This is a genomic window from Microbacterium deminutum (assembly GCF_039530205.1).
Taxonomy (GTDB): domain Bacteria; phylum Actinomycetota; class Actinomycetes; order Actinomycetales; family Microbacteriaceae; genus Microbacterium; species Microbacterium deminutum.
In genome coordinates, this window is sequence record NZ_BAAAOG010000001.1 from 1 (window position 1) to 22,885 (window position 22,885).

Genomic DNA, 22,885 nt, shown 5'->3' on the forward strand with positions numbered 1-22,885 from the left:
GAAGCCCTACGCTGCCTGAAACGCCGCCTCGCCCGCACGGTCTTCAACGCCCTCACCGCCGACCAGCAACCGAGCCAGATCCCCGCGAGCCTCCCCCTCGCGGCCTAAGACTTGACATAGGAGAAACGCATGGCCGGCGCATCCATCGGACTCGCGAGCGCTGACGTCCGGCGCCACAACCTCAGCCTGGTGCTCAGACATCTCGCCGGTGCGGGTCCGACCTCGCGCACGGCGATCGCCGAGCAGACCGGGCTCACGCGCGGTTCCGTGACCGCGCTCGTGCAGATTCTGCAAGAAGCGGGGATCGTGCGGGAGACGACATCCGTGGTCGGCCTCAAGGGCCGGCCGCGCACGAACCTCGCACTCGCCGGAGACGCGATCGCGCTGCTCGCTCTGCAGATCGCGTCCGACGAGGTGATCGGGATGCTGACATCCCTCGTCGGCGACGAGGTGGCTACGATCAGCCGGCCTCATGCTGCGAGCCCCGGCGATCCGGGGCCGGTGCTCGATCTGGCGTCACAGGTCATGCGCGAGCTCATCGACGTCGCAGCGGCGGAGGGCCGCACTGTCCGCGACGCGAGCATCGTCGTGCTGGCCCCGGTGGGAGGCGACCCGCCGCGCGTGATCGGGGATGCCGCGCTCGGATGGCGCGCCGTCGACGTCGTCGGCGGCATCCGGGATCGCCTCCCCGAGCTGGGCACGGTTCCCGTCACGCTGGCGTCGGATGCGCCCGTCGCCGCCACCGCGGAGCTGAGGCGACTCGGAGTCATCGCCGACGCGATCTACCTCAAGGGAGATTCGACGATCGGCGGTGCCCTCGTCATCAACGGCGAGGTCGTCTCGGGGGCGCACAGCTTCGCCGGCTCGCTCGGGCATCTCGCCGTCGTGCCCGACGGGGAAGTCTGCGTCTGCGGCCAGCGTGGCTGCCTCGTCACCGTCGCGGGGATCGCTCCACTCGCCGCGGCCGCCGGCATGGACGCCGACTTCGCCGCACACTCACCGCACGCGGCATTGGCGGAGTTCATCGCGCGGGTCGACGACGGGGATGCGGCCGCCGGAAGAGCATGGGCCGGTGCCCTTCCGTGGATCGGCCGGACGATCGCCATCCTGAGCATGGCGGTGGATCCGAGCGTTGTCGTGATCGGGGGGCAGTGGGCGCCGCTCGCGTCCACGATCGAGGACGCGTTCCGGCGGGCGAGACCGGATGTCGCCGACGACGATGAGAAGCGTGCCCGTGTGGTGCCCGGCGTACTCGGATCCGGCGCCGCTCTCCGCGGCGCGATCGAGGCCGGGCAGCAGCGGCTTCTCCGTGATCCGCAGGAACTTCTTTACTTCAACACTTGAAATAAGGTGAGGTTCGCGGCAGACTGCCGGTGTCGCATCCGCGCCGCCGCAGGTTTGAGCCCTTCTCAGAGTCGAGGAGCACCGTGTCCGCATCACCGACGGATCAGATCGAGCAATCCGGAGCTTTCCGAAGCCCGCAGTCGCCGAAGCGGCTGCTCCCATCCATGACGATCCTCGCGTTCGTCATGTTCGCGTCCTACGCCGGCCTCGGCCAGGTGCTGCTGCCCAATCAGCTCGCCATCATCGACGAGCCCGACAAGGTGGCGAATCTCGCCGTCATCTCCACGATCTCCTTCGTCTTCACGCTCCTGACCCAGCCGATCATCGGAGCGTTCAGCGATCGCACACGATCTCGGATGGGACGACGCGCGCCGTGGATCGCGATCGGCGGCGCGGCCGGAGGCCTGCTCGTCGCGGGGATGGGAACCCTGACCTCGGTCGTCTGGGTCGGCATCTTCTGGATCGTGCTGCAGGTCTGCCTCAACGCGGTGCAGGGCCCCTTCACCGCCATCGTGCCCGACCGATACCCGCGCGAAAGGCGCGGTGTGGCCAGCGCGATGTTCGGGATCGGCACCGCGGCAGGGCTGACCATCGGAGTGATCGTCGCCGGGCAGCTCGCAGCGGCGCTCGGCCTCGCGTACGTCGTGTTCGGTGCTGCGATCCTCGTGGCCACGCTGCTGTTCGTCCTCGTCAATCGCGACTACTCGAGCGTCGATGCGCGGGCCGACCGCGTCACGGTGCGGGCATTCGTCGCCGCGTTCTGGGTCAGCCCGCGTCGTCACCCAGACTTCGCCTGGGCGTTCGCGGCTCGCTTCTTCTTCATCCTCGGCTACTTCATGGTGCTGTTCTTCCAGCTCTTCCTCCTCACGGACTACCTCGGGCTGCCGCTCGCCGGCGCGAACCAGACGATCGGGCTTCTGGCGCTGACATCCCTGGTCACCACGCTCATCTCCGTCGGGATCAGCGGCGTGTGGAGCGACCGGATCGGCCGACGCAAGATCTTCGTCTACGTGGCGTCCGCGTTCGTCGCGATCGGCTTCGTCGTCCCGCTGCTGAGCCCGAACATCCTCGGGATGGTGATCATGAGCGCGGTCAGCGGAGTGGGATTCGGCCTCTACACGGCGTGCGACACCGCCCTCATGACAGAGGTGCTGCCGAAGGACGGCGCGACGGCCGGCAAGGATCTCGGCATCCTGAACATCGCGACGAACCTCCCGCAAGCCCTGAGCACGGCCATCGGCGGCATCCTGATAGCGACGCTCGGGTACCCCGCCGTCTTCGTCAGCGGGATCGTCGCGGTGATCATCGCCGCCTTCGTGCTCGCACCCATCAAGAGCGTCCGTTAACCGGGGAGGCCGACCTCGTGAACATCCCGACGCTCATGACCAAGCTCGCGGCGGTGCGCGGGCATCCGATCCCCACGTCGACGCGCTCCGCTCCTGACGATCAGCGCGACAGCGAGGTGATCCCCGCCGACTCGACCGGGCAGATCGGCTCCGCCCGCGGGGTGCGACTCCGCCGGAACATCGAATACGCGCGACGTGAGACGCCGGGCGGGAGCGTTCGGCTGCGACTCGATCTGATGATCCCCGAGGCGGGCGGCCGGCATCCGCTCGTCGTCTTCGTCCCAGGCGGCGGGTTCGTGATGGCGCCCAAAGTCGGCGGGGCGAAGATGCGGCGGTACGTCGCCGCGGCGGGACTCGTGGTCGCGAGCATCGAGTACCGGACGACGCGGCACGATGCGACCTTCCGCGACGGTCTGCAGGACGTGCAGGATGCCATCCGATTCCTGCGATCGCACGCGGATGAGTTCGGCATCGATCCCGCTCGCGTCGGGCTCTGGGGCGAGTCCGCCGGAGGATACCTCGCCGCACTTGCCGGCGTCGTGTCCGGTGACCCGGCCCTCGACCCGGACGGCACCGCGGCGGTGCGAGCCGTCGTCGACAAGTTCGGCGGATCAGATCTCAGCCGTCTCGCCGACGGGTTCGACGACGACACGGTGGCGAAGATCAACGCGCCGGGCAACCCGAATGCCCGTTGGGTCGGCGGGCCTCAGGCGATGAGTGTGTCGGACGACGTCGTGTCGTGGCACGCGTCCGACCCTTCCCGCCACGTGCGGCCGGACGCACCGGCCTTCCTCATCTTCCACGGCAGCGACGACCGGCTGGTGTCGCCGGTCCAGACGATGGTGATGCATCAAGCGCTGTTGAACGCCGGTGCACGCAGCCGGCGGATCCTCGTCGCCGGGGCCGGCCACGGCGACATCGCCGTCAAGGGCGGCGAAGAGAAGTACTGGACCACCACCGCCGTCATGCAGTTCATCGTTGACTTCCTGCGGAGGGAGCTCTCCGAGGGCGGCGAAGCCGGATGACATCGCCGCTCGGTGCTCTCGACCCCGCGCAGCTGCAGTCGCTCCGCGAGATCCTCTCCGCGAACCGGCTGCTCAGCATGGCGACCGTCTCCGAGGACGGGCGCGCGCACATCAACACGGCCTTCTTCGCCTTCGCCGAAGACGGGACCCTCTTCGTCCTGACGCCGCCGCACACCGAGCACGCGCGCCATCTCCGCACGAACCCCAGTGCGGCCGTTGCCGTGTACGACTCGCATCAGACGCGCCTCCTGCGGCGCGGTGTCCAGCTGTTCGGCGAGATGGCCGAAGTGGATGCCGCGAACGCACACGCCGCGTTCGCATGCGTGCGCGCGCGGTTCGCCGACATCGGCTCGGATGGCGAGGACTACGAGGAGTTCATCCGCGGACACGACGTCAGGCTGGTCGCCTTCCACCCGACCCGCGTCAAGCTCTTCGACGAGGCGCTGCTGCAGCAGGGCGAGTATGCCGAGGTGCTGCTGCCGAGGCCGCGATGACGTCGTCGACGGCACCGCTTCTCACCGCGCTGCGTGCCGGAGAGCCGCAGCTGATGCTCGGCATCCGCATGAGTCGTTCGACGGACATCGTACGAATTGCGAAGTCGACGGGCTATCACTGCGTGTTGATCGATCTCGAGCATTCCGCGATGACCGTCGAGACCGCCGTCGCGCTGGCGGCGTGCGCGGGTGACATCGGACTGACGGCACTGGTGCGGGTTCCCGAGCGCGAGTACGGGGTGATCGGCAGATTGCTCGACGGAGGCGCGCACGGGATCATCGCGCCACGGGTCGAGACCGCGAGCGAGGCTCGGTCGATCGTCGACGCGTGCCGGTTTCCCCCGCGAGGGCATCGCTCGCAGCTCACGCAGATGCCGCAGCGGGGCATGGTCCCTATCGCTGCGCGGGAGCTCAATCCGCTCGTCGACGCCGCGACCATCGTCAAGATCCTGATCGAGACGCCGGCGGGCGCGAGCAACGCGCAAGAGATCGCCGCCGTCGACGGCGTCGACATCATCGGCCTGGGTGCCAACGACTTCACGAGCGAGCTCGGCATCCCCGGCGATTACGAGGATCCGCGCGTCGCCGCGGCCGTCTCGGCGGTCGCAGCAGCCGGTCGAGCGCACGACAAGCCGGCGATGGTCGGGGGTGTCCCTCTGGGATCGACGCTCGAGCGGTTCTTCGCCCTCGGGATGGCTCCGCTGTTCCTGGCAGGCGTCGATTCCGACCTGATGCATCGGGCGGCAGCCGACCGGTCCGCGGCGACCCGGGAGTGGTACGCGGATCGCAGAGGTCGATGATGGATGTGCCGTTCGCCCAGACCTCCCCGATGCGTCGCGCCGACACCAACACGAAGCCGAGCTTCGTGATGCCGGCCCGGGCGTGCGACACACATCTCCATGTCTTCGAGCCGGGCTTTCCGGCCGTGCCGAACCCGCTGTACACGTTCCCGGACGCGACACTCGCGCAATACCTCGCCGTCGCGGACCGGCTCGGCATCTCACGGATGGTGCCGGTGCAGCCGACGTACTACGGCGACGACAACTCGCTCATGCTGAGCGCTCTGGCCCGCCTCGGAGATCGTGCTCGCGGAGTCGCCCGTGTCAGCGAGGATGCTCCCCGCGGCGTCCTCGACGAGTACGACAGGCGCGGCATCCGAGCGCTGCGGCTCGACCTCTTCTCCCGCAAGGACTGGCCGCTCGACGACCTCCGCCGGTACGCCGACCGGATGGCCGACCTCGCGCATCCCCGGGGCTGGCATCTGCAGTTCTATGCGCCGGGCAGAGTCGTGCACGCGCTGCTCCCCTCCCTGAGCGATCTGCCCGTTCCCTTCGTGGTCGATCACATGGGCTACATGAAGCAGTCGGACGGGCTGGGCGACGAGGGCACCGCTCGGGTGCTGGCCGCGCTGGCCGTCGGGAACTGCTGGATCAAGCTCAGCGGTGCCTATCGGGTCGCCGAGGGTCGGCCGCTGCAGGCGGTTTCCCCGCTGGCCGAGGCGCTCGTCGGTGCCTTCCCCGACCGGCTGATCTGGGGCTCCGACTGGCCGCACCTTCCCGACGGCCAGCGCGACACGGGCGAGCTGCTGAATCTGCTCGCGGAGTGGGCGCCGGATGCCGGTGACCGCAGCCGCATCCTCGTGGACGCTCCCGACATCCTGTTCTACTCGCACTGAAGCCGCGACGATGCCCGGTCCGATCCTGACAGAGGTCCAGCGTCTGGCTTCCACCGGAGCGCGCGCGGTCGCTCCCTTCGTGCTGGGCGACACGCGATGGGTTGCGGTGCCTCAGCTCGCCGTCGACTCGCCCGGGTCGCCGCCGGGGATCAACGGCGGCAGCTCGGACGCCGAGGTGCTCCTCTTCCGAGACGGACCGCACGGCTTCGCGCTCGCCGGATCGCTTCCGGTGGGCGGAGGCGAAGACGTCGAGGTCTTCAGGATCGATCGGCGCGTGTTCGCGGCCGTCGCATCGATCCGCACCGGGAGCGGTCCGTACGACTACGCCACGGTGTCCCCGATCTTCGAATACGTCGAGTCCGGCTTTCGCCTCTTCCAGGAGCTGAACACCTACGCCGCCAAGCAGCTGCGGCACTTCCGGATCGGCAGAACCCACTACCTGGGGATCGCTCAGAATCTGCCGCCCGAAACGCGGCCGAGTGCGATCCTCCGATGGGACGGCTCGCGCTTCGCCCCGTTCCAGGAGCTCGAGTCGATCGCGGGCTATGGCATCGAGGTCTTCGAGATCAGCGGGACGGTATTCCTCGCGCACGCGGATCACCTGACGCCCAGCCGGCTGTACCGCTTCGACGGCGAGAGGTTCGTCGAGCACCAGGAACTGGTGTCGACGGGCGGGCGCGCATTCCTGCTCTTGACCGAGGGTCGCGACGTCCACCTCGCCGTCGGGCGAATCGACAGCCACTCGGTGCTGCTCCGGTGGCAGGACGGGCGATTCTCCTCGCCGATCCCCATCCCCGGCGGTCCCGGCGGGCGCGCGTTCGCGCGACTCGTGACGGACCGTGCGGTCTATGTGGTGCGGGTCGACTTCATCCACGGATCGCCGGCCGACCCGCAGCCCGACCTGCGATCGCATGTCTACCGCTTCAAGGGCGGGGAGCTGCGCGAAGTCGCCGGATTCCGGACGTCGGGTGGAACGGATGTCGCGGTCCTGCCTGGCGGAGGACGGGAGTTCGCTGTTTCGAACGGACTCGCGGCAGCACCCGTGCCCGGCCGCACGTTCGCCGCGGACACGGTCATCTATCGGCTGGATGACGATGTGCGGGAGGAAGCGGGATGAAGCCCTACGAGAATCCGGAGCTGCGGGCACTCCTCGATGTCTACAGCGACTCCACGTCGCCGGATCGCGGCTCTGTCGCCGATCACCTGACGGCCCTGGTGTTGGCGGAGCACGCCGCAGATCCCCTGATCGTCGCCACGGCGACCGATCTCGCCGTCTTCCCCGGCGATGGGAGACCGCCAGAGGTGCGCGGCTTCCGGCTGAACATCCCGGGGTTCACCGAACTGACCGCCATCTCGCATCTCGGACCTGCCATCGGCACGCTCGTCGCGCTCGAACGGCGGGGCGCGCACGAGTTGTGGCGCTCGGACGCAGCACGCCTCGTCGAGGTGATCCGCGGCGTGCGCCTGGTGAACGGCCCGGCGCTCTGGCGAGACGGCCTCGGCATCTCGTCCTTTGCCGGCCGCGAGCACGACATCGCAACCATGGTCGAATACGCGTGCGAGCTGGCCCAGGTCTATCTCCTGCGGGCACTCGGGGAGCCCGGCTACCTCACCCCAGCGAGCCTCGCGTCGGACTACCTCGACGTGGGCAGCGAGCGGTTCCCGGTGTCGGGGAACAAGCTGATGGTGGCGACCTTCGCCCTCTACGGGCTGGATCATGTCCACAGGTGGATCAACTGGTTCCACGGTCTGGGGATCGACTGGGCCCGGGCTCTCGTCGCCATCACCGGCCGCCAGGGGAGACCTACTGCCGGCACGACGAAGAGCACGACGAGCCTGGTGCGGCTGCTGCGCCACATCTCCCATGACGAGCTCGCGCTCACTCGAGTCTTCGTCGCGCCGACGCTGGCAGGGTTCGAGTCGCCGACGGATGGGGATCTTGCCGCCGTCGGCGCCGTGGAAGGACCGCTGCGCTGGCAGCTCGCGAGAGTGATGTCCTCCATGGAGCTCGCCCCCGTCATGTTCGGCGGCTACCCGGCGTTCGTCGAGCCGCCGCTGCTCGGGCCGGAGCTGAGCCCCGGTGCAAGCGAGGTCTCGGAGTTCCCGCCGGTGCGCGCGGCCGACGACTGGCACACGATGATCACGCGGCTGCGATTGACGCTGGAGGATCCGAGGCAGCTGCTCGCCGCCGGAGTGACCGACTTCATCGCCGAGCGTCTCGTCGCGGCAGGCAACGACCCGCGCGCCGTGGTGATCCCCGGGCTGGACACCGAGACGTACCCGCGCGGACGTTGACAGCACGCCGTGCCCTCAGGTCAGATCGGATGCTCCAGGCGCGCTCGCGCCTCGCGCTCCACGAGCACGGGAACGAAGTCCCGTACCTGGGCTCGTGCGAAGGAGTCTCTCGCGGCGTAGACGGCGTCGACGATCTGCGCATGCGGAAGCCGGGGGAAGCGTTCGGCGAGCCGTTCGATCACGTCTTCGATGGCGGCATCTTCGTTGATGGCGTCGCGGGTCACGGGCGGACCTCCGGGGCGAGGGCAGTGCTGATTGGGGACAATTCTGAGCCTCGGACCGCCCGCACTCAAGAGAGTCTTTCGAGCGCGGTGTCGTGAGGTTCGACCCGCCGTCTCGCAGCCGAGAATTGTCCGTATCCTGGATGCTCCATCCCGTCGGCGTGCGCCGAAGACCGCCGATCCGTAACTCGAAGGAGAGCCCGTGGATATCTCGAACGTCGCCCCGAGTCTGCGCACCGCCACGCAGAAGTCACCCAAGGTCAACATCGAGAACCGCTTTCTGCGGAGGTTCGCGGCATCCGCATCGGCGCTGCTGCCGGGCAAGCGCGTCGAAGGCGTCGAGCGACGCCTCCTGCGCCACGGCGGCGTCAAGCTTCGCGTGTACGTGCCGGCGAACCCGTCCGGCGCCGGGCTGCTGTGGATCCATGGCGGCGGACTCGTGCTGGGCGCCGCCGCGATGGATGACACACTCTGCGGTGAGACGGCCCGGCAGACCGGGGTGACGATCGTCTCGGTCGACTACCGGCTCGCGCCGAGGCATCCCTTCCCCGCGGCGATCGACGACTGCCACACGGGCTGGCAGTGGTTGCGGAGCAACCTCGGCGCGCTGGGCCTGGATGCCGGTCGCCTGGCCATCGGCGGGCAGAGCGCCGGCGGTGGACTCGCGGCGAGCCTCGTGCAGCGCGTCCACGACGACGGCGATGCCGTTGCGGCACAGTGGCTCTTCTGCCCGATGCTCGACGACCGCGTGGCAGCGGATCGCGGCCGGGACGAGGTCGATCACTTCATCTGGAACAACCGCTCCAACCTGGTCGGCTGGTCGTCGTACCTCGGAGACGCGATGGGGTCGGCCGATCTTGCCCCGTACGCGGCAGCTGCGCGCAGGGAGGAGTTGTCCGGCTTTCCGCCGACCTGGATCTACACGTCGGACATCGAGCTCTTCTATGACGAGGACATCGACTACGCCCAGCGGCTCGAGGCCGCGGGAGTGGACACGACCATCGACATCGTCTCCGGCGCACCGCACGGTTTCGAGGCGTGGGCGCCCGGCAGCGACCTGGCACTGGAACTCGTCGCCCGTGCGCGGGGGTGGCTCGGCGCACGCCTCGCGGAGCACGCCTGATCGCAGGATCTTCCCGCTCGACGTGTCACATCCGGCGGCCGGGCGGTGTCTTCATGTTCAAGGACGAACCTTGGAGGAGACATGACCGCAAGCACCCGTGTGCCCGCAACCGAGATCACGGGTGCCCGTGGCGCGCTGATGAAGTTCGCGGCCCGCCGCATGCTGGGAGAGGTTCCCGAATCGCTCGGCGTGATGTGGCACAACCCCACTGTGCTGATGGGCCTGATGGGCGTGAACCGCAAGGCCGAGAAGTGGAACGAGCTCGACAAGGACCTCGTGGTGCTCGCGGACATGGCGGCCGCGGCCGCGGTGGGATGCAGCTTCTGCCTTGATCTGAACTACTTCCTGGCGCACAGCCGCGGGCTGGACGAAGCGAAGGCGCGCGAAGCGCCACGGTGGCGCGAATCGTCCTCGTTCGCGCCGCTCGAGCGCAGGGTGATGGAATATGCGGACGCCATGAGTCGGACGCCGGTGGCGGTGACGGATGAGCTCTCCGCCGCCCTGCTCGAGGAGCTCGGGGCACCCGCGCTGCTCGAACTGACCGCGCGGATCGCGATCATGAACACCTCTGCCCGCGCGAACATCGCGCTCGGCATCCGTTCTCAGGGCTTGGCGGACAGCTGCGGCCTCGTGCCGCTCGCGAGCGCAACCGTGCACGTAGGCTCGACGGCATGAGCAGCTCGCGCGGCTCGACGGGGGACGACCCCTTCGTCGCCCACCGGAGCCTTCTGTTCACCGTCGGCTACGAGATGCTCGGCTCGGCCGCTGACGCGGAAGACGTGCTGCAGGAGTCCTGGCTGCGATGGGCCGCGGTCGACCAGGACGGCGTCCGCGACCCTCGCGCCTACCTCGTCCGGCTCGTGACGCGGCAGGCTCTCAACCAGCTGCGGACAGTTTCCCGACGACGCGAGGACTATGTCGGCGAGTGGCTGCCCGAGCCGCTGCTGACGACACCGGATGTCGCGGACGACGTCGAACTCGCCGAGAACGTGTCGATCGCGATGCTCACCGTGCTCGAGACGCTCGCCCCGACGGAGCGTGCGGTGTTCGTGCTGCGGGAGGTCTTCGATGTGCCGTACGACGAGATCGCGGAGGCGGTCGACAAGTCGCCCGCGGCCGTCCGTCAGATCGCGCACCGTTCGCGCGATCACGTCGCGGCGCGCCGCCCCCGCATCAGGGTGGGCCGATCCGAACACGAACGGGTGCTGGAGCGACTGGTGGCCGCGTTGAACAACGGTGACCTGCAGCAGCTCATGGATGTGCTCGCCCCCGATGTCGTCTCCGTGGCCGATGGCGGAGGCCGCGTCCGCGGCGCCGCGCGGCGCCCGATCGTGGGCGCGGACAACATCGCCCGGTACCTGCTCGGCGGCATCGCCAAGTCCGGCGCGGGCTTCGTCATGTCTCCGATGTGGCTGAACGGCGAGCCCGGCGTGCGCGTCGTGCTGGACGGTCGGCTCGCCGCGGCGGTGAGCGTCACGGTCGAGGACGGTCGGGTGACCCGCATCTACTCGATCGCGAATCCCGACAAGTTGGCGCGCCTCGACGCGGAGTCCGCGCTCACGCGGTGAGCGCGAACGGGCAGGTGGCGCGGTTGACAGGTCCCCCGGCGGCGAGCGGTTCGACGGAAGGCTCGGTCGGTCGTCGGCGCGCCCGCCCGAGGATGCGGCGTCCACGTGAGATGACCACGACCCCTGCGACGGTCGTATCGACCGACGCCGATCGAGTCAGCGGTCGAGCCCCAGTCGCCGCCACGCCCAGACGGTGAGGAGGCCGACCGCGACCGCAAGCAGCCCGGGGATCGCCAGCTGGACGCCCGACACCCCGGCGCCCCGGAGATGGCCCACGTCTATCACCGAGCGGAATGCACCGGCCCGGTGGACGCCCGGATGATCAGTTCCGATCCGATGGCCGGGGCGTGTGCGCGCGCCCCACCGAGCAGCTCCGCGACCGCCGACCGACCCTGGGCGTCGAAGTCGATGCGCAGCGTCGTGAGCGGCGGCGAGAAATATGCGGCTTCGGGAATGTCGTCCACACCGGTCACGCTGACATCGTCTGGAACCCGCAGTCCACGGTCTCGCAGGGCGAGCATGGCTCCGAGGGCCATCTGGTCATTCGAGGCGACGACGGCGGTGGCGGTGAAGTCCGGCGGAAGTGCCGCCACGGCGTCGTAGCCGGACTTCGCCGACCAGTCACCCGAGACCACCCCCGTCGACACGAGTCCGTGAGCGGAGATCGCCATGTCGTAGGCGTGACTGCGGTTGCGGGCAGCCGACCAGGTGGATGGTCCGGCGATGTGCAGGAACCGCTCGTGCCCGAGGGCGACGAGATGTGACATGAGCGCCGGGATGCCGAGTGTCGAGAGTTCCGTCGGATGGCCATGCTGCGCGTCGTCCTCTTCGGCCCGGATCAGGGCGGGGACGCGGAAGTCGGCCGCCGCGAAGGCCGCGGCCATCTCGTCGGTGGACGCCAGGGCGAGAACTCCCGCCACATCCAGCTGCTGGACGAGTTCGAGCGCTTCCTGGATCGAGAGTCGATCGCTCATGTCCAGCGTGACGATGTCGAGGAGGTAGCCCGCTTCGCGTGCCGCCACGCTCGCTCCCTGCACGATCTTGCTCGGACCGACCTGGTCGATCTCATGCGTCAGCGCCGCGATGCGGTGCGAGCGACCCTTGCGCAGTGACCGGGCGGTCAGGTTCGGGCGATAGTCGAGCTGTTCGAGGGCGGCGACGACGCGGTCCCTGGTCTCGGGCCGGATGCCTTGATAGCCCTTGATGAAGCGACTCACCGTCTGGTGGGACACTCCCGCGACGCGCGCGACGTCGTAGATCGTCGCCGCCTTCGCACTCCGGGCCTCCGTGGTGGCCGGTTCGGGTTCGGCGATCTCCACGGGAGTGCTGGCTGCGTCGGCATCCATCGTCCACCTCCGCGCTCTCTGCTTGGTCAGTTGAGGATACGGTGCGCCTTCTCGACGTCGGAGACATCGTGAATCAGAGTTTATCGATAACATTCTGGTCACGACTCCTTGTTATCGACAACATTCAGCCCTAGGTTGCTCAGGAAAGCCCACCACGACGACAACGGAGTTCATCAGGATGGTCTCGCGCTCGATCGCCTACCGCCCGACGGGCGTTCTCTTCGGGGCGGCCTACTACGCCGAGTACCACGTCGCCGACAGGCTTCAGCTCGATCTCGACCTGATGAAGGCGGCCGGGTTCACCGTCATCCGGGTGGGTGAGTCGGTGTGGTCGACGTGGGAGCCCCGAGATGGCGAATTCGATCTCGAGTGGCTCACACCGGTGCTCGACGAGGCACACACGCGAGGAATCCGGGTCATCCTGGGGACGCCCACCTACGCCGTGCCGCCCTGGCTGCAGGTCGCTCATCCGGAGATCGCAGGCGAGCGTGCCACAGGCGCCCGCATCCCGTGGGGTGCCCGCCAGGAGGTCGACTTCACGCACCCGGTGTTCCGCCTGCACGCCGAACGGGTCATCCGCGCAATCCTCGCCCGGCACGCCCAGCACCCGGCGGTGATCGGGTTCCAGGTCGACAACGAGCCGGGGCTCGAGCTGTTCCACAACGACGGAGTGTTCGCCGGATTCGTGGAGTCGCTGCGCGAGAGCTATGGGGACGTCGAGACCCTGAACCGGGAATGGGGACTGACGTACTGGTCCCACCGGCTGACCGAGTGGTCGCAGCTGTGGCGTCCGGATGGCAACACATTCCCGCAGTACGACCTCGCCTGGCGCCGCTACCAGGCGTCGCTGACCACGGAGTTCATCGCCTGGCAGGCGGACCTCGTCGACGAGTTCCGCCGCGACGACCAGTTCGTCATGACCTGCCTCGCGTATCCGCGCCCCGCTGTCGACGACGAGAAGCTCAACGCGCGCGTCGACATCACGGCCGGCAACCCTTACTACGGCATGCAGGATCGGCTGGATGCCCTGAAGGAGCTCCCGCCGCTCAGCCATTGGACGACGACGGGCGTCGCCGGACTGTTCCGCCAGGCTGACCGGATGTTCTCGTCGAAGCAGTCGCGGTACCTCGTCACCGAGACGAACGCGCAGTCCATCAGCGGCCCGGAGCTGAACTTCCCCCCGTATCCGGGGCAGCTGCGCCAAGCGGCATTCGCGATGATCTCCCGCGGCGCGGCGATGATCGAGTACTGGCACTGGCACACGCTGCCCTACGGGACCGAGACCTACTGGGGCGGAGTGCTGCCCCACAGCCTCGTTCCCGGCCGCATCTATCAGGAGGTGGCAGAGCTCGGCGCGGCCCTCGGCGGGATCGGCGATGCCCTCGACGGCTATGAGCCCGACGCCGATGTGGCGATCCTGTGGTCGAACCCGAGCCGATTCGCGCTGCAGTTCACGCCGCCGTTCCGGATCGATGGCAAGCCGGATGCCGGCTCGTACGAGCACATCGTCGACAGCTTCCATCGCGGCGTGGTCGACTCGGGTCGGCAGGCGCGCATCCTGCACCTCGACCAGGCGCGCGCCATCGGGGCGGCGCACCTGGTGGAACGGTTCCCGGTGCTCGTCGCCGCGGGGCTCTACATCGCGGATGACGACGACCTCGCCCTGCTGCGCGACTACGCCGAGCTGGGCGGGCACCTCGTGCTCGGGGTGCGCACGGGCTACGCAGACGAGGAGGCGCGCGCGCGGATCGCGGTCGCGCCGCCCGGTCTGAGCGACGCGGCCGGCGTCCGGTACGACGAGTACTCGAACCTCGACGACAGCATCCCGGTGTCGGGGAGCACCGACCTCATTGCGTCGTCCGCAACGGCGCGGCTGTGGGTGGACGGGCTCATCAGCGACGGCGCCGAAGTGCTCGCCGGGTATGAGCACCCGCGATTCCGGGACTTCCCCGCCGTCACCACCAATCCGTTCGGCACGGGGCGGATCTCAGTCGTCGGCACGGTGCCGTCGCCCGAACTGGCGGCCGCCATCGTCGGGTGGGCCGCACCGGATGCGATCACGTCTGAACTCGTGACCGCGGCCTCCCTCCCCGTCACGGTCTCGTCCGGAACCCTGCCCGACGGAGGCCGCGCCTGGTTCGTCTTCAACTGGGGATGGCCCGCGCAGCAGGTCACCCTCTCACTTGCCGTCACCGACCTGGTGACGGGCACCCGCCTGGAGGCGGGCTCCGCACTCTCACTCGACGGATGGTCGACGCGGGCCTTCGTCAGCCGGTGAGATCCCCGGATCGCCAGATCCGACACCATAGATAAGAAAGAGCAACCATGAAAAAGGCACCAAGAACAGCGATGGCGCTGCTGGGCAGCGTTGCGGTCGCGGGTCTGCTGCTCTCCGGCTGCAGCGCCGGCACGAACGGGGGCACCCCGAGCAGCAGCGCGATCTCGCAGGCGGACATCGACAAGGCGATGACCACGCCCACCAACCTCACCTTCTGGACATGGGTTCCCGACATCCAGAACGAGGTGGACCTCTTCGAGGCGAAGTATCCCGACATCAAGGTCAAGGTCGAGAACGTCGGTCAGGGTCTGCCGCATTACCAGAAGCTGCGAAGCGCGATCGAGGCGGGCACCGGCGCCCCGGATGTCGCGCAGATCGAGTATCAGTACATCCCGTCGTTCGTGCTGCCGAAGTCGCTGCTCGACCTCACTCCGTATGGCGCCGCGGATCTCTCCGGCGACTTCGTGGATTGGGCATGGAAGCAGGTTGCGCCTGCCGACCAGGTCTGGGCGATCCCGCAGGATGTCGGACCGATGGGCAATCTCTACCGCAAGGACATCCTCGACAAGGCCGGCATCACTCAGCCGCCGGCGACCTGGGACGACTACGCGACCGCCGCGAAGGCCGTGAAGGACAAGACGGGCTCGTACATCTCGAACCTCGGCGCCACGCAGGCGGGGCAGATGATCGGGTTCTTCTGGCAGGCGGGCGTCAAGCCCTTCGCCTACGACGGCAAGCAGACCGTTGCCATCAACGTCAACAGCGACAAGGCCAAGCAGGTCGCGGACTACTGGACCAAGCTGATCCAGGACGGCCTCATCTCGACCGACGTCGACTTCAATGACACCTGGTACCAGGGTCTCGCCAGCGGCAAGTACGCCGGGTGGCTGACTGCGGCGTGGGGTCCGATCTTCCTCCAGGGGACGGCCAAGGACACCTCGGGTCTCTGGCGCGCGGCTCCGCTGCCGCAGTGGGATGCGAGCACTCAGGTCTCGGGCAACTGGGGCGGCTCGTCAGACGCCGTCCTCGCCGGCAGCAAGAACCCCATTGCCGCGTACGAGCTCGCGAAGTTCATCAACGACGACAAGGAGTCCGCGATGATGCTCGCTACCAAGCAGTTCCTCTACCCGCCGCAGAACTCGGTGCTTCAGGACCCTGCGTTCGTGGACCAGAAGTCGGAGTTCTACGGGGGCCAGCAGGTGAACAAGCTGTTCGCAGACATCTCGAAGACCGTCGACACCGACTTCGAGTGGCTGCCTTTCATGGACTACGTGTACTCGACGTATGAGGGGACGGTGGGCAAGGTGATCGCGGCGAAAGGCGACATCTCCGCAGCCCTGGACGCTTGGCAGGACCAGCTGGTGAAGTACGCCAAGGATCAGGGCTTCACCGTCAAGTGAGACCGGGGGCGCCCGCCACAGGTCGGTGGCGGGCGCCCGAACCCGGCAGGGCTGAACTCGCCGCCGCTCTGCGCATCCGACTTCGAACGATCCACCGAAAGGAGTCACCATGGCGAACGCATCCGCGCTCACGGCCGTGCGCCGCTCACCGAAGGCCGAGCCCAAGCGGCGGACCAGCCCCAACAAGCGCAAGCAGTACCGCGCCGCGTACCTGTTCCTGCTGCCGTTCTTCGTCGTGTTCACCACGATGCTCGTCATCCCGCTCGTCTACGCCGGCTATTTGAGCCTCTTCGAGAGCAAGCTGGTCGGCGGCGAGACCTTCACCGGCCTCGCGAACTACGTCCGCGCCCTTACCGACCCCGAGTTCCTGGGTGGACTCGGCAACGTGGCGCTGTTCTTCATCGTCCAGGTGCCGATCATGCTCGGTCTGGCGCTGTTCTTCGCCCTCGCGCTCGACAGCTTCCGGGCCAGGGGATCGAAAGGCATCCGCCTGCTCATCTTCATGCCGTACGCCGTGCCCGCGGTCGTGGCCACTCTGATGTGGGGCTATCTGTACGGCCCGGACTTCGGACCGCTGGCCCAGATGGCGCGAGCGCTCGGCTTCGGCACTCCCGAGTTCCTCTCGCCCGCGAACATCCTCGGCTCGATGATGAACATCGTCACCTGGGAATTCGTCGGCTACAACATGATCATCATGTACGCCGCCCTGCGGTCGATCCCGGGTGAGCTGTACGAAGCCGCGGAGATCGACGGGGCCGGCCAGTTCCGCCTCGCGTGGAGCGTGAAGATCCCCGCGATCCGTCCTGCGATCATGCTGACGGTGATCTTCTCCGTCATCGGATCGTTCCAGCTCTTCGCCGAGCCGAGCCTGCTCAACGCCATCGCTCCCGACTCCATCACCAACGGGTTCACGCCGAACTACTACGCGTACAACGTCGCCTTCATCAACCAGGAGCTCAACTATGCCGCCGCTCTCGCCTTCGTCCTCGGGCTCGTGATCGCTCTCATCTCGTACTTCGTCCAGCTCGGATCCGAGCGAACCGCGCGGCGCGAGAGGAGGGGGCTGGCATGAGCGTCACCCAGACCCGCACGCTCGTCGCGCCCGGCACCACCAGCCGCCGCGGACGTCCGGCCCGTCACTACGACCCTTCGCGCCGGCGAAGCCTGCTGCTGACGATCCTGTTGTGGCTGTGCGTGCTGTACTTCGTGCTTCCGCTGTGGTGGCTGTTCGTGTCGGCGACGAAGGACAACTCCACCCTGTTCTCGACGTTCGGGCTGTGGTTCGGACCGCAGCTGTCGCTGTGGGACAACCTGCAGACGCTCTTCACCATTCGGGGCGGCCTCTTCACGCGCTGGCTGATAAACACGGTTGTGTACTCGGTGACCGCCGCCTTCGGCGCCACCCTGCTCTCCGCGATGGCCGGCTACGCGTTCGCCAAGTACGAATTCCCTGGAAAGAAGGTGCTCTTCAGCGCCACCCTCGGCGCGATCATGATCCCGCTCACCGCTCTCGCGCTGCCGACATATCTGCTGTTCTCGCGGGCAGGGCTCACCGACACGCCGTGGGCGGTCATCATCCCCTCGCTCGTCAGCCCATTCGGCGTCTACCTCATGCGGGTCTATGCGGCGGACGCCATCCCCGACACCCTCATCGAGGCCGCGCGTGTCGACGGCGCGGGAGAGTTCCGGACCTTCTGGCAGGTGGGACTGCGCCTGCTCGGACCGGGTCTGGTGACGGTGTTCCTCTTCTCGCTCGTCGCGACGTGGAACAACTACTTCCTTCCGCTCATCATGCTCAACACCTCGGACCTGTACCCCATCACGGTGGGGCTCGCCCAGCTGCAGGCGGCGGCATCCGCCGGCGGTGGAACCCAGGCGCTGTTCTCGACGGTGATCACGGGCTCGTTCGTGTCGATCCTCCCGCTGATCATCGCGTTCCTCTTCCTCCAGCGATACTGGCAGTCGGGCCTTGCAACAGGCAGCGTGAAGGGCTGAGGGGTTGCCAGAAGTGTCGACATCCGAGGATGCACATTCGTTCGTGATCGGCGAGCGGGACTTTCTGCTCGACGGTGAGCCGTACCGCGTCCTCTCGGGGGCGATCCACTACTTCCGCGTGCATCCGGAGCAGTGGGCGGACCGCATCCACAAGGCGCGCCTGATGGGCCTCAACACGATCGAGACGTACGTCGCGTGGAACGCCCACGAGCCGGTGAAGGGCGAATGGGATGCCGCCGGCTCGAACGATCTCGGGGCGTTCCTCGACGCGATCGCCGCCGAGGGGATGCACGCGATCGTCCGGCCGGGCCCGTACATCTGCGCCGAGTGGACCAACGGCGGGCTGCCCGTATGGCTCACAGGCGACCAGTCCATCGGACTGCGCAGCTCGGAGCCCCGGTACCTCGCCGAGGTCGAGCGCTTCCTGCGGTCGGTCTACGAGATCGTCGCGCCGCGCCAGATCGATCGCGGCGGCAACGTCATCCTCGTGCAGATCGAGAACGAATACGGCGCGTACGGCGACGACAAGGACCACCTCGCCGCGCTCGTCGCCGTCACCCGGGATGCCGGCATCACCGTGCCGCTCACCACCGTCGATCAGCCGCAGCCGCAGATGCTGCGCGACGGGAGCCTGCCGGGACTGCATCTGACGGGGTCGTTCGGATCCCGCGCGGCGGAGCGGCTCGCGACGCTGCGCGAGTTCCAGCCCACCGGCCCGCTCATGTGCATGGAGTTCTGGGACGGATGGTTCGACTCGTGGGGAGGCGTGCACCACACCACCGATGCCGCCCAGGCCGCCGCCGAGCTCGACACGATGCTCACCGCGGGGGCGTCGGTGAACTTCTACATGTTCCACGGCGGCACCAACTTCGGCATCACGAACGGCGCCAACGACAAGGGCCGATATCACCCCATCACCACCTCGTACGACTACGACGCACCGCTCGACGAGGCTGGGGACCCGACCGCCAAGTACGAGGCGTTCCGGGACGTCATCGCCCGGTACGGCCCCGTTCCGTCCGACCGGCCGGTACGGTCCGACCCGGCGCCGGCGCCGACCGTCCCGCTGCGGGACCTCGGCGGCTGGGTGACGCCTCCCGTCGATGGGGCCGACCGGCATGACACGCCGCCGACGTTCGACGACCTCGGCTTCGCGGGCGCTCTCGTCCGCTACGAGACCGCGCTTCCGGATGCCGAACCCGATGGTCTGTGGACGCTGGAGTTGGACGAGGTCCGGGACCTCGCCTGGGTGAGTGTCGACGGGCGCCCCGTAGGGCGCCTGTCGCGAGCCCTCGGGGAGCGGGCGATCGCGCTGCCGCCGGGTCGTCGCCTCGTGATCCTCGTGGAGGATCAGGGCCGGGTGAACTATGCCGCCCGCATCGGCGAGCCGAAGGGCCTCCTGGGCAGGCCTCTCCTGAACGGCATGCCGCTGCTCGGCTGGACCGCGACTCCGATCGACCTCCTCGCGACTGCCGACGCCGTGGCCGCACGGCTGGATGCCGACATCGCGCGTGCGCCGGCACTCGGCGTCGCGCTCGGGGCGGCGTTGGAGCTCGAGAGGCAGAGCGACCTCTTCCTCGACACCGCCTCCTTCGGCAAGGGGTACGCGTTCCTCAACGGCTTCGCGCTCGGCAGGTACTGGCGCAACGGCCCGCAGCGGACGCTCTACGTCCCCGGTCCTGTCACCCGGGCCGGCACCAACCGCCTCGTGATCCTCGAACTCGAGGCGATCGCAGGTCGCCAAGCGCAATTCGTGCCCCGGGCCGCGCTGGGGCATCTGGAGGAGTGAGCCCGAGCGGGGCTGTGCGGCTCGTCCAGGCGACCGCTGCACTCCGGGCAGAATGAGCGGTATGGATCGCACCATCCTCCGCGGCGGCCGTGTCATCGACCCCGCGGCTCGCACCGCGACCGTCGCCGACGTCCTCGTGCAGGGCGACCGGGTGGTGAACGTGTCACCCGTTCCCATCCTCGACTCCGCGGCGACCCTCATCGACGTGTCGGGGCTCGTCGTCGGCCCCGGCTTCGTGGATCTGCACAGCCATGTCCACTCGATCGCCGGGCAGCGCCTGCAGGCGTTCGACGGCGTCACGACGAACCTCGACCTCGAGGCGGGCCTGATGCCGATCGAGCGCGCCTATGCCGAGGCCGCGGCATCCGGACGGGTGCTGAACTACGGCTTCTCGGCGTCGTGGACATCGGCGCGGGGACAGGTTCTCGCAGGAGTCGAGCCGACGGCGAGCTTCGCCGGCGCCGCGGCGCTGCTCGGCGACGTGGAGTGGCAGCGCAGCTCGTCTCCGACCGAGCTGACCGCCTGGCTCGGACTCCTCGAGCGAGAGCTCGCGGCGGGCGCGCTCGGCATCGGCGTGCTCATGGGATACGCGCCGCGTTCGGATCCCGCTGAGTACCTGGCCGTCGCGCGCCTCGCCGCAGCGGCCGGCACGCCCACCTACACGCACGTGCGCGAGCTCATCGAGGTCGACCGGACCACGCCCGTCGATGGGTCGAGCGAGATCGTGATCGCGGCGGCCGAGACCGGCGCGGCGATGCATCACTGCCATGTCAACAGCACGTCCAAGCGTCACGTCGACCGAGTGCTGGCGACATTGGAAGCTGCGCAGTCGGCGGGCTCGCGGGTGACCGTGGAGGCCTACCCGTACGGGATGGGCAGCACGAGCGTCGGGGCGTTCTTCCTGGCGCCGGAGCGGCTGTCGGCCGCGGGACTCACTCCGTCGAGCATCGTGATGCTCGGCACCGGCGAGCGGATAGCGGATGCGCGACGGCTGCGTGAGGTGCGCGCGGCAGACCCGGCCGCGACCTGCTTCGTGGAGTTCCTCGACGAGCGCGACGAAGCCGACCGGGCACGCCTGCGCAGCGCGCTCGCCTACCCCGACGCCATCGTCGCGAGCGACGCCATGCCGGTGGAGTGGCCGGACCACCGCATCGACACCCGGGAGTGGCCGCTGCCCGCCGGTGCATCCACCCACCCGCGCACGGCGGGCACCTTCGCCCGCAGCCTGCGGCTGATGGTGCGCGAGGACGCCCTCTGGGACTGGATCGAGGCCTTCCGGCGCTGCTCGTATCTGCCCTCGCGCCTGCTCGACGACACGGCTCCGGCGATGCGGCGGAAAGGTTATGTGGCGGCAGGAGCCGACGCCGATCTCGTCATGCTCGATCCGGCCACGATCACCGACAACGCGACCACCGCCGACCCCGTGCGGCCGTCGAGCGGCGTGCGGCACCTCATGGTCGGAGGAACCTTCGTGATCCGCGACGGTGAGCTCGACCTGGGCGCCTACCCCGGCCGCGCCGTGCGCGGCGAACCTCGCTGACCTCTCGCCGCACTGCGGCGGCCTCCAAACGATGAACCAGGTGCGCTGCCACGGGCCCGTTGCTCATGACACTACCGGCGGTCGCTCGCGGGGATTCCGGCATCCCGGCGCAGATGCGACTGATCAGCGCAGGTCGTAGACCCGCTTGTACTTCCCCTCGCTGCGGGGGAGCGTGCCGGGCTCCTCGAGCTTCACGGCCACAGTGGAGCCGATGTGCACCTTGATGCGCTGGGCCAGCACCTCCGCAGCGGCTTCGCATGTCTCGCGCGAGAGGTCGGGGTGTCGCTCGATGCGCACGGTGAGAGCATCCATTCGTCCCTCGCGCGTCAGTTCGAGGATGAAATGCGGTGTCAGCGTCTCGATGCCCAGGACGAGCTCTTCGATCTGGGTCGGGAAGAGATTGACGCCGCGCAGGATGATCATGTCGTCGTTGCGGCCGGTGATCTTCTCGATGCGCCGCATGGCCGGACGTGCCGTGCCCGGCAGCAGGCGGGTGAGGTCGCGCGTGCGGTACCGCAGCACGGGGAAGGCCTCTTTGGTGAGCGACGTGAAGACGAGCTCGCCGCGGTCGCCTTCGGCGAGGGGCTGACCGTCGTCGCTGACGATCTCGGGCAGGAAGTGGTCCTCCCAGATGTGCGGGCCGTCCTTCGTCTCGACGCATTCGTTGCCGACGCCCGGCCCCATCACCTCGCTCAGCCCGTAGATGTCGACGGCATCGAGGTCGAGTCGCCGCTCGAGTTCTGCGCGCATCTCGTTGGTCCATGGCTCGGCGCCGAGCACCGCCACCTTGAGCGACGTCGAGCGCGGATCGATCCCGGCCTGCTCGATGGCGTCCGCGATGGTGAGCAGGTAGCTCGGCGTGCACAGGATCGCGTCCGGTTCGAAGTCGATGATCAGCTGCACCTGGCGCGCGGTCTGCCCGCCCGACATCGGGATGACGGTGGCGCCCAGCTTCTCGATGCCGGCGTGAGCGCCGAGCCCGCCGGTGAAGAGCCCATAGCCGTACGCGTTGTGGACCTTCATGCCCGGACGGATGCCGCTGGCCCGCAGCGAGCGCGTCATCAGGGTGGCCCACCGATCGAGGTCGCCCGCGGTGTACCCGACCACCGTGGGGCGCCCGGTGGTGCCGGATGAGGCGTGGATGCGGCGGACGTCCGCCATCGGCACCGCGAACATCCCGAACGGGTAGGTCTGGCGAAGGTCCTCTTTCGTCGTGAAGGGCAGCCTGCGCACGTCGTCGAGCGAGCGGATGTCGTCGGGCGATACGCCGGCATCATCCAACTTGCGCGTGTACAGGGGAACGTTCTCGTAGGCGTGGCGGACCGTCCACTGCAGTCGCTCGAGCTGCAGCGCCTCGAGTGCGGAGCGGTCGAGACGCTCCTCGGGGTCGAGCATCGATGGATCGGTCGGCGCCGGCAGGGTCGTCGTTGACATGGGACTGCTCCG

At 68.5% G+C, this 22,885-nt stretch carries 20 protein-coding genes; 17 read left to right on the forward strand and 3 right to left on the reverse strand.

What is annotated here, in order from left to right; all coding sequences use genetic code 11:
* Positions 1-129: 129 nt before the first annotated feature.
* The 8 genes from ABD212_RS00005 to ABD212_RS00040 all read left to right on the forward strand — a co-directional run bounded on the left by ABD212_RS00005 (position 130) and on the right by ABD212_RS00040 (position 8,179).
* Positions 130-1,344: an ROK family protein gene (locus tag ABD212_RS00005; RefSeq protein WP_344089872.1), complete on the forward strand. Its 1,215-nt coding sequence runs from the start codon at positions 130-132 to the stop codon at positions 1,342-1,344.
* 83 nt (positions 1,345-1,427) lie between these two features.
* Positions 1,428-2,690 carry an MFS transporter gene (locus ABD212_RS00010; RefSeq protein WP_344089874.1) on the forward strand — a complete coding sequence of 421 codons (1,263 nt, stop codon included), beginning with the start codon at positions 1,428-1,430 and terminating at the stop codon, positions 2,688-2,690.
* 17 nt (positions 2,691-2,707) lie between these two features.
* Entirely contained in the window at positions 2,708-3,715 is a 1,008-nt protein-coding gene (locus ABD212_RS00015) for an alpha/beta fold hydrolase (RefSeq protein WP_344089876.1), read from the forward strand.
* Positions 3,712-4,209, forward strand: coding sequence for a pyridoxamine 5'-phosphate oxidase family protein (locus ABD212_RS00020; RefSeq protein ID WP_344089878.1), 498 nt, complete (start codon positions 3,712-3,714; stop codon positions 4,207-4,209). The genes ABD212_RS00015 and ABD212_RS00020 overlap by 4 nt, the downstream gene beginning before the upstream one ends.
* Positions 4,206-5,009 carry an HpcH/HpaI aldolase family protein gene (locus ABD212_RS00025; RefSeq protein ID WP_344089880.1) on the forward strand — a complete coding sequence of 268 codons (804 nt, stop codon included), beginning with the start codon at positions 4,206-4,208 and terminating at the stop codon, positions 5,007-5,009. Before ABD212_RS00020 ends, ABD212_RS00025 begins: the two co-directional genes overlap by 4 nt.
* Positions 5,006-5,884, forward strand: coding sequence for an amidohydrolase family protein (locus ABD212_RS00030; RefSeq protein ID WP_344089883.1), 879 nt, complete (start codon positions 5,006-5,008; stop codon positions 5,882-5,884). The genes ABD212_RS00025 and ABD212_RS00030 overlap by 4 nt, the downstream gene beginning before the upstream one ends.
* Before the next feature lie 10 nt (positions 5,885-5,894).
* Positions 5,895-7,001, forward strand: coding sequence for a hypothetical protein (locus ABD212_RS00035; RefSeq protein ID WP_344089885.1), 1,107 nt, complete (start codon positions 5,895-5,897; stop codon positions 6,999-7,001).
* Complete coding sequence (locus tag ABD212_RS00040; protein WP_344089887.1) at positions 6,998-8,179, forward strand: DUF5624 domain-containing protein; 1,182 nt, start codon at positions 6,998-7,000, stop codon at positions 8,177-8,179. Before ABD212_RS00035 ends, ABD212_RS00040 begins: the two co-directional genes overlap by 4 nt.
* A 20-nt stretch (positions 8,180-8,199) precedes the next feature.
* Here the strand turns inward: ABD212_RS00040 and ABD212_RS00045 are convergent, their stop codons facing one another.
* Positions 8,200-8,403 carry a three-helix bundle dimerization domain-containing protein gene (locus tag ABD212_RS00045; RefSeq protein ID WP_344089889.1) on the reverse strand — a complete coding sequence of 68 codons (204 nt, stop codon included), beginning with the start codon at positions 8,401-8,403 and terminating at the stop codon, positions 8,200-8,202.
* Positions 8,404-8,602: 199 nt separating this feature from the next.
* Here ABD212_RS00045 and ABD212_RS00050 point away from each other — a divergent pair, with 199 nt between their 5' ends.
* The 3 genes from ABD212_RS00050 to ABD212_RS00060 all read left to right on the forward strand — a co-directional run bounded on the left by ABD212_RS00050 (position 8,603) and on the right by ABD212_RS00060 (position 11,091).
* On the forward strand, positions 8,603-9,523 hold the full coding sequence (locus tag ABD212_RS00050; RefSeq protein WP_344089891.1) for an alpha/beta hydrolase: 921 nt from the start codon (positions 8,603-8,605) through the stop codon (positions 9,521-9,523).
* Positions 9,524-9,604: 81 nt separating this feature from the next.
* On the forward strand, positions 9,605-10,198 hold the full coding sequence (locus tag ABD212_RS00055; RefSeq protein ID WP_344089893.1) for a carboxymuconolactone decarboxylase family protein: 594 nt from the start codon (positions 9,605-9,607) through the stop codon (positions 10,196-10,198).
* Positions 10,195-11,091, forward strand: a complete 897-nt coding sequence (locus ABD212_RS00060) for an RNA polymerase sigma-70 factor (RefSeq protein WP_344089895.1) — start codon at positions 10,195-10,197, stop codon at positions 11,089-11,091. Before ABD212_RS00055 ends, ABD212_RS00060 begins: the two co-directional genes overlap by 4 nt.
* 281 nt (positions 11,092-11,372) lie before the next feature.
* Here ABD212_RS00060 and ABD212_RS00065 read toward each other — a convergent pair whose 3' ends face one another.
* Entirely contained in the window at positions 11,373-12,437 is a 1,065-nt protein-coding gene (locus ABD212_RS00065) for a LacI family DNA-binding transcriptional regulator (RefSeq protein WP_344089897.1), read from the reverse strand.
* A gap of 178 nt (positions 12,438-12,615) precedes the next feature.
* Between ABD212_RS00065 and ABD212_RS00070 the strand changes: the two genes are divergently transcribed.
* The 6 genes from ABD212_RS00070 to ABD212_RS00095 all read left to right on the forward strand — a co-directional run bounded on the left by ABD212_RS00070 (position 12,616) and on the right by ABD212_RS00095 (position 21,439).
* Complete coding sequence (locus tag ABD212_RS00070; RefSeq protein ID WP_344089899.1) at positions 12,616-14,715, forward strand: beta-galactosidase; 2,100 nt, start codon at positions 12,616-12,618, stop codon at positions 14,713-14,715.
* 47 nt (positions 14,716-14,762) lie between these two features.
* The gene (locus tag ABD212_RS00075) at positions 14,763-16,115 is read left to right on the forward strand and encodes an ABC transporter substrate-binding protein (protein WP_344089903.1); all 1,353 of its coding nucleotides are present in this window, start codon (positions 14,763-14,765) and stop codon (positions 16,113-16,115) included.
* 109 nt (positions 16,116-16,224) lie between these two features.
* Positions 16,225-17,187, forward strand: a complete 963-nt coding sequence (locus ABD212_RS00080) for a carbohydrate ABC transporter permease (protein WP_344089905.1) — start codon at positions 16,225-16,227, stop codon at positions 17,185-17,187.
* On the forward strand, positions 17,184-18,110 hold the full coding sequence (locus ABD212_RS00085) for a carbohydrate ABC transporter permease (protein WP_344089907.1): 927 nt from the start codon (positions 17,184-17,186) through the stop codon (positions 18,108-18,110). Before ABD212_RS00080 ends, ABD212_RS00085 begins: the two co-directional genes overlap by 4 nt.
* A 13-nt stretch (positions 18,111-18,123) precedes the next feature.
* Positions 18,124-19,899: a glycoside hydrolase family 35 protein gene (locus tag ABD212_RS00090; RefSeq protein WP_344089909.1), complete on the forward strand. Its 1,776-nt coding sequence runs from the start codon at positions 18,124-18,126 to the stop codon at positions 19,897-19,899.
* Between the two features lie 61 nt (positions 19,900-19,960).
* Positions 19,961-21,439 carry an amidohydrolase family protein gene (locus ABD212_RS00095; protein ID WP_344089911.1) on the forward strand — a complete coding sequence of 493 codons (1,479 nt, stop codon included), beginning with the start codon at positions 19,961-19,963 and terminating at the stop codon, positions 21,437-21,439.
* Between the two features lie 123 nt (positions 21,440-21,562).
* On the opposite strand, the gene paaK is transcribed toward ABD212_RS00095, so the two are convergent.
* Positions 21,563-22,873, reverse strand: coding sequence for a phenylacetate--CoA ligase PaaK (paaK, locus tag ABD212_RS00100; protein ID WP_344089913.1), 1,311 nt, complete (start codon positions 22,871-22,873; stop codon positions 21,563-21,565).
* Positions 22,874-22,885: the final 12 nt, after the last annotated feature.